The 2,153-nt window shown below is 67.1% G+C and carries 2 protein-coding genes; both read right to left on the reverse strand.

The window, feature by feature from the left end:
• Window positions 1–1,251: hypothetical protein (locus JNK68_13625; protein ID MBL8541393.1), on the reverse strand; the 1,251-nt coding region annotated here is incomplete at its 3' end.
• Window positions 1,248–2,138: a hypothetical protein gene (locus JNK68_13630; GenBank protein ID MBL8541394.1), complete on the reverse strand. Its 891-nt coding sequence runs from the start codon at window positions 2,136–2,138 to the stop codon at window positions 1,248–1,250. The genes JNK68_13630 and JNK68_13625, both read right to left, overlap by 4 nt.
• Window positions 2,139–2,153 lie beyond the last annotated feature (15 nt).

A 2,153-nucleotide genomic window follows, 5' to 3' on the forward strand; every position in this document is an offset into this window, starting at 1 on the left:
GTTGCGGGGTGCGCTGCACACGGCGACGGCACCGTCGGCAGCGGACAGAAGGCGCGGCGGCAGCAGTCGCGCGAGCGTTTTCCAGGTATCCGGGTAGCGCTCCAGATAGGCGATGCGCTCGCGGCTGAACCATTCGTAGCGGTCGGCCAGCGTCGCCGTCGACACGCGATAGCCGAGCCCGTCCACACGCGTCGCCGCCTGCGGTACGCGACCGAACATCCAGTCCAGCATGACGTTCCCGAATTCGGAGTTGAAGTGCTCGGGGTCCTGCCAGTAGCTCATGAGCGCTGGCGACAGCGGCTCTGTCGTGTACGGCCCATAGCCCTGGAAGTCCCAGATCTCGATGGAGGCAGGCGGCGCCGGCGGATGCTGCTCCAGGTAGCGCGCCAGGTGCCACAGCGCCCGCCACCGCTCCATCCCGCGACCGCAGAGATAGTCGGTCTCGACGCTCAAGACATGTCGCGGATAGATCGGCAGGCGCAGCGTCACGTTGCGACCGGAGACGCTTTCGACGATGCGCGCCAGGCCCGCGACATCGAACGGCGCGTCCGCCGCAACCATCAGCGGCGGCACGGGCAGCGCAGTCGAGCGCTGCAGATGGGCGAGGCTGCAGTCCGCTGCATCGTGCAGCACCGACGCGAAGAACTGGCCGAAGCGGCGCTCGACGCCCGGGTCGAAGCGTGAGTAGTAATACAGCCCCTCCCGTGTGTGGCTGCCGCGCTCGGTTCGCCGCTGATGCGCGACCGTCTCGATGGCGGCTCCGAGCGCACGCGGCGAGAGCAACAACGCAGTCCAGGCCGTCTCGCGCATCTCGGCAATGCTTGTCGAGCAGTCGAATGCCGGCAGCGGCTGCGCGTGAATGCCGAGCACGATGCGCTGCGCCGGTGTCGCTTCCAGCACGTATTCCAGCGCGCAGAAGTTCATCTGCCACGGCGCGCCGGCAAGCGCGAAGTTGTAGCTGCGCACCGTGCCGTCGCTGGTAAGGGCCGGGTGCAGGGGATCGAAGCCGATCTCGGCGAAGGAGCTGCCGAGTATCACCGCTTCGGGCTGCTCGGCCACCACCACCGCCGGTTTGACGTTGCGCTCGAAGCGCCGAAACTTGGTCTTGATCGCGTTGAAGCCGGCGATCTCGACATCGCGGAAATACCAGAACGGATCCACGATGCGCGTGAAGGCGGCGGTGACGACGAGCAGCGCGACCACGCCGGTCAGGACGACGCACACATAGCGCGAGGCACCGCGGCCCGTCACCGCCGGGTTCCCATGGCGGCAGGCGGTGCAGCGGTCGCCTCGCCGACCCCGCTTCCCGCCAGCAGTTCGGCGAGCCGATGCGTGCGCCGCGTGCGCGCCGCCGGCCGCAGGTGATTCACGGAATCCGAGAACTCGCCGTAGGGGTAGAGGAAATCCTGCGGCTCGCCCACCACCTGGAACGTGCCGCGTTCTCGCAACTGCGCGACAGTTGCGTCGATCAGCTTCTGGTTGAGCGCGTACTCGGCCTCCGGAAACACGCCGAAGGTGAGCAGCACCCGCGCGCCGCGCGCCTTGAGGCGTGCCGTGATTTCGTTGAGCTGATCGACCACCTCGGACTTGAACGCGTCGGTCGGATACACCTGGTTGCGCCCGGCGAGCTGGTCCGGTGCCGCCGGCCGGATCTCCTCGCTGCCATCGCCCCAGCGGTTGACCACCAGCTGATAGCGCATGTAGCCGTTGCCCGCGAGCGAATGATTGCCCTTGAAGGGAAGCGCGAAGAGCGCCCCCAGCTTGTCGCGCATCAGCATCAGGAAGTCGGCGAGGAACACCTGCGGCCGCTCGGCGGAATAGTAGAAGTGCCATGCCGCCCGTGGGTCGACCGCCAGGAACCACCGATAGTAGTCCTTGGAGAAGGGCGCGATCCCCGTGAAGAGCAGTTCGTATTCCGGCACGAGGACGACGGTATCGCCGGGGCGCAGATGCGGCATGATGACTTCCAGCGGCGCCAGCAGACCGAGACCCCCGAAGACCCCCATGTTGACCACCGGAACGTGCAGGGCCTGTTCGAGCACGGGGCTGTCGACGCCGAACATGAGATTGCTGCCGCCGACCAGAATCACGCGCGGGGCAGGTGTGGCGTCGAGCATCACGCGCTTGTCGATGAGCATCGCAAGCTGGTGCTT

The organism is Betaproteobacteria bacterium (assembly GCA_016791345.1).
Taxonomy (GTDB): Bacteria; Pseudomonadota; Gammaproteobacteria; order Burkholderiales; family JAEUMW01; genus JAEUMW01.